Here is a 4,522-nt window from a genome sequence, read left to right on the forward strand (position 1 = left end):
CGCTGGTTTTGAGGACGGTCAGGTCGCGGGTTTCGAGCGCGACCACCTGGGCGGTGGTCAGGACGCGCACTTGCGCGCTGCTCAGCGCCGCCGCCTGCGCGGTGGTCAGATCGACGATGGCTTGGGTGCTCAGACCCTGGATCGCGCTGGTGCTGAGAGCGGCTACCTGGACACTGGTCAGCGCCGGGATCTGAACGCTCGTCAGTAAACGGATTTTGTCGGTTGACAGTACCGCCAGGTCTCGCGTTTCAAAGTAGGGTATTTGCGCAGTTGTAAACGCCTGGATCTGCACCGTTGTGAGCGAGACCATGTCTTCCGTCGTCAAGTCCCTGATTGCACTTGTAGTCAGGTCCGCGATCTGTTGCGTGTTTAAAACGGCGATAAGACTCATGGCTGTTGCTCCATAACGGTGTGGACATGACACGCAAGCATAACGTTAAGATCAAGGCTGATGAGCGTGTCTCAGGCGATGCCACTGTTAACGGACTGCTTGGCGGAAATCTTTAGCGTAACTAGAAATTTAGCGTAACTAGAAAATTTCAGTGGTTAAAACTATACATGGCGTGAGGTTCCCCCAAAAATTAATTTTCAAGAATGTGAACTGCCTCATGTTTTCGGAGGCTTACGACTCTATACCTGCACTTAACCCTGGGGATCATCACCTGGCGCGCTGCCGGTCTTTTAGGATAGGCTCTAAGTACCGACCGGTTCAGTCCGTCATATCAACCCGCCAACTTTGAAATTGGTGGTTTTTGTTTTTCGTGTAAAACGATGCCCACAGCTTTCCCCCATACCGTCATTCAATGCCTGACGGCCATTGCCCAGCATCATGGCCTGCAGATCAATCCCGAGCGGTTGATCGATGAGTATGCCTTGAAGGCGGAAGAGCCGGGCGATGCACGTCTGCTGCGGATCGCGTCGGACATCGGGCTCAAGGCCCGGACCGCGAAACTCTCCTGGGAGGCGCTATTGGCGCAGGGCGGCGTCTTTCCGATCCTGGCCCGTCTGACCAACGGCAACGGGGTGATCGTGGTCGGTGCGCGCGCCGAGGATGGCGGCAAGGTCGCGCTGATCGATCCGCTGGAACAGAAAATGGGCGTTTTTCTGCTGGATCGCGACCAATTCTGTGCCCGCTGGGATGGCGCGGTGGTGTTGCTCAAGCGCCAGCACAAACTGACCGATCCCAATCAGCCGTTCAGCCTGCGCTGGTTCATCCCGGAGATTCTCAAACAGAAGGCCGCCTTTCGCGACATCGCCGTGGCGGTCATGGTCATGCATCTGCTGGCGCTGGCGACGCCGATCTTTTTCCAAATCGTCATCGACAAGGTGCTGGTTCATCAGAGCATCTCGACCCTCTGGGTGCTGGGGATTGGCATCGTCATTGCGATGGTGTTCGATTCGCTCTTCGGTTTTGTACGCAATCTCCTGAGTCTGGCCGCGACCAACAAGATCGACATGCGGCTCACCCGCCGCACCTTCAGCCATCTGATGTCGCTACCCATCGATTATTTCGAAACCATGTCGGCGGGGGTCATCACCCGTCACATGCAGCAACTGGAAGGCATCCGGGGCTTTTTGACCGGTCAGCTTTTCTTTACCGCGCTGGAAGCCACCGCGCTGATCATCTTTCTGCCGATCCTCTTTACCTATTCGGTCAAGCTGGCGGTCATCGTGCTGGTCTTCACGGTCATCATCGCCGGCACCATCGCCGCGCTGCTTCCAACCTTCCGCCGACGGCTGGAGGCGCTCTATACCGCCGAGGCCAAGCGTCAGGCGCTGCTGGTCGAGACCATTCACGGTATGCGCACGGTCAAGGCGCTGGCGATCGAGCCGGCGCAGCGGAAGAACTGGGATCAGTTTTCGGCTGAGGCGATCACGATGCATTATCGGGTCGGGCATCTGTCGATCATCGGCAACACCTTCATCGACTTCATGGGCAAGCTGCTGCCCATCGTCATCATCGTGATTGGTGCGCAGGATGTCTTCAAGCAGGAACTGACGGTCGGCGCGCTGATCGCTTTTCAGATGATCTCGGGGCGTGTCTCGGCACCGCTGATCCAGATCGTCGGACTCATCAATTCCTATCAGCAGACCGCGCTCTCGGTGCGCATGCTGGGTGAGGTGATGAACCGTGCGCCGGAAGGCCGTCCCGGCGCGGGCGGTCTGCGTCCGGTCATCGTCGGCGAAATCGCCTTCGACGAGGTGACCTTCCGCTATACGGGCGCGAGCGTGGCGGCACTTGATCGCACCAGCTTCACTATTCCAGCCGGCACGATCATCGGGATCGTCGGGCGCAGCGGCTCGGGCAAGACCACGCTGACCCGGCTGATTCAGGGGCTTTACAGCGTGCAGGAGGGACTGGTGCGGTTCGATGGCATCGATGCCCGCGAGATCGATCTGGCGCATCTGCGCCGTCAGATCGGTGTGGTGTTGCAGGAGAATTTCCTGTTTCGCGGGACGGTGCGCGACAATATCGCCATCGCCAAGCCGGATGCCTCCTTCGAGGAGATCGTCGCCGCCGCCCAGGCATCGGGGGCGGATGAATTCATCGAGCGGCTGTCTCAGGGTTACGATACCCTGCTGGAAGAAAACGCCGCCAACCTGAGCGGGGGCCAGAAACAGCGGCTCTCCATCGCGCGCGCACTCCTGACCAAACCGCGTATCCTCATCCTCGACGAGGCCGCCAGCGCACTTGATCCTGAAAGCGAGTCGATTTTTATCCGTAATCTGTCGCGCATCGCGGTGGGGCGGACCGTGATAATGATCTCGCACCGTCTGTCCACCCTGGTCAATGCCCATGCCATTCTGGTGATGCAGCAGGGACGGTTGATGGATCGTGGCCGTCATGAGGAACTGCTGGCTCGCTGTGAGACTTATCAACAGTTATGGCATCAACAGACCAGTCACGTTTAGCGGGTTCCGCCTCGCCGAAGGCCAAGGGTCAGGACGCAACGGTCATCGCCTTTCTGCCCGATGCCGACGAAATCGAGCGCCGTCCGTTGCCCTGGATGGCACGCACGACCCTGTACATTCTGCTGACCCTGATGATCGCCTTTGTGCTGTGGGCGAGCCTGTCGGAGGTCGATAAGGTCGTGGTGGCGAACGGGCGGCTGGTCACGCCGCTGCCCAATATCGTGGTGCAACCGCTCGAAACCTCCATCATCCAGCGGCTGGACGTGCGGATCGGCCAGGTGGTGAAGCAGGGCGAACGGCTGGCGACGCTCGATCCCACCTTCACCGGGGCTGACGAGGCACAGTTACGCACCCGCCTGCTCAGTCTCGACGCCCAGATCGAACGCATACAGGCCGAGTTGAGCGGTCAGGCGACATTCGAGCCGACCCGGACCGATCCCGACTATCGGCTCCAGGCGCAGTTGTTCATCGAACGCCAGGCCAACTATCGGGCGCAACTGATGCGGATGGATGAAAATCTTGCCCGTCTGCGCGCCTCGCAGGACACCTTTCAGCGCGACCAGCAATCCCTGGAGGCACGGATCAAGCCGCTGCGCGAAATGGAGACCATGCAGGAAAACCTGCTGGCCAAGCAGGTTGGCGCACGGATCATGCTGCTGGACGCGCAGCAGAAACGCATGGAGGTCGAACGCGATCTGGAACTGGCCAAAAATCGCGAACAGGAGCTCAAGCGCGAACTGGCCTCGACCAAAGCCGACAAAACCGCCTTCGAGAAGAGCTGGCGCGAAAAGACCATGGAGGATCTGCTGGCGACCCAGCGCGAGCGCGATGGCGTCAATGAGCAGCTGCAAAAGGCCACCAAGCGCAGCCAACTGGTGACGCTGCTCTCGCCGGCGGACGCGGTGGTGCTGGACATCGCCAAGCTCTCGCAGGGTTCGGTGGTCGCCGCCGCCGAAAAGCTCTTTACCCTGGTGCCGCTGAATGCCCCGCTGGAGGCCGAGGTCCAGATCGACTCGCTCGATGTCGGTTATGTGCAGATCGGCGATGCCGCGCATCTGAAGCTGGCGACCTATCCGTTTCAGCGTCACGGCATGCTGGAAGGGACCGTGCGCACCATCAGCGAAGACGCCTTTCATCGCGACACCGCAACCGAATCAGGTCTGGATACCTATTATCTCAGCCGGATCGACTTCGGCGACTCGCGACTTAAGAAGATGTCCGAGCAGGCACGACTGCTGCCGGGTATGGCCGTAACGGCTGAAATCGCAGTGGGCAAGCGTTCCGTGATCTCGTATCTGTTATGGCCGCTCACTAAGGCTTTGGACGAGTCCATCCGCGAACCTTGAGAAGCTGTTAGGAAATTTGCGTGAACAAAACCGCGCCCAGAGCGGTATGCGTCGTTTATTGGATTGGCTTGGCCGCGCCAGCTCCGTGAAATGTCGGAGCTGGCGCGGTTTAAAGTATTAATAAAGGGGGGTAGTCGGTTAGTGCCTCCTGTCGCAAGATGTGGGGGTGAATCCTACTGACCAATCCATATACCCGACCTTGGTGGCAGGGCGCGACTACCCGCGCAGTTACCGTGAGTTTGTCGAAATGTTCCCAGACGACC

General features: G+C 59.2%; 3 protein-coding genes and 2 pseudogenes. 3 read left to right on the plus strand and 2 right to left on the minus strand.

Features of this window, described 5'->3' with window-relative positions:
* A partial coding sequence (locus tag QZY07_RS26665; protein ID WP_295409363.1) for a hypothetical protein occupies positions 1-310 on the minus strand: 310 nt, incomplete at its 3' end.
* A 12-nt stretch (positions 311-322) separates the two neighbouring features.
* Positions 323-391, minus strand: a pseudogene (locus tag QZY07_RS27640) (hypothetical protein); the annotation flags it as partial.
* 380 nt (positions 392-771) lie between these two features.
* Here QZY07_RS27640 and QZY07_RS26670 point away from each other — a divergent pair.
* From QZY07_RS26670 to QZY07_RS26680, 3 genes and pseudogenes are all read left to right on the plus strand, one after another.
* Entirely contained in the window at positions 772-2,913 is a 2,142-nt protein-coding gene (locus tag QZY07_RS26670) for a peptidase domain-containing ABC transporter (RefSeq protein WP_295409366.1), read from the plus strand.
* Positions 2,886-4,259, plus strand: coding sequence for an HlyD family type I secretion periplasmic adaptor subunit (locus QZY07_RS26675; RefSeq protein ID WP_295409369.1), 1,374 nt, complete (start codon positions 2,886-2,888; stop codon positions 4,257-4,259). The genes QZY07_RS26670 and QZY07_RS26675 overlap by 28 nt, the downstream gene beginning before the upstream one ends.
* A gap of 160 nt (positions 4,260-4,419) precedes the next feature.
* Positions 4,420-4,522 (plus strand): annotated as a pseudogene (locus QZY07_RS26680) (IS1595 family transposase); the annotation flags it as partial.

It is taken from the genome of uncultured Thiocystis sp., assembly GCF_903866365.1.
Lineage (GTDB): Bacteria > Pseudomonadota > Gammaproteobacteria > Chromatiales > Chromatiaceae > Chromatium.

What these genes read in the sequence shown, in the direction of transcription:
- QZY07_RS26675 (WP_295409369.1), top strand. Translation starts at nt 2,886, where the DNA reads ATGGCATCAACAGACCAGTCACGTTTAGCGGGTTCCGCCTCGCCGAAG.
- QZY07_RS26670 (WP_295409366.1), top strand. Translation starts at nt 772, where the DNA reads ATGCCCACAGCTTTCCCCCATACCGTCATTCAATGCCTGACGGCCATT.